This window comes from Pseudomonas sp. NY15364 (genome assembly GCF_048068235.1).
Taxonomy (GTDB): Bacteria; Pseudomonadota; Gammaproteobacteria; order Pseudomonadales; family Pseudomonadaceae; genus Aquipseudomonas; species Aquipseudomonas mendocina_D.
Window position 1 is genome coordinate 1 of the sequence record NZ_JBLUPX010000111.1, and the last position, 208, is coordinate 208.

1 pseudogene is annotated in these 208 nt (G+C 62.5%); it reads left to right on the forward strand.

What is annotated here, in order from left to right:
- Positions 1-208 (forward strand): annotated as a pseudogene (locus ACNFCJ_RS24205) (IS5/IS1182 family transposase); the annotation flags it as partial.

Below are 208 nucleotides of genomic sequence, written 5' to 3' on the forward strand. Positions count from 1 at the left end.
GCTGAAGTGGTTGATCGCAGTGCGGTCAAGGCTGCGCTGCAGCAGCTGGAGAGCCGACATGCCGATAACCTGACAGCCCAGGCGTTGATGGAGGTATAGGGGCTGGAGCAGTTCGTCGTGGGTGAGAGCGAGGCGCGCATGATGCGTACCCACCAGGGGGCTCGCGTGGCTTATAACGTGCAAAACGCGGTGGATGGCGAGCATGGGC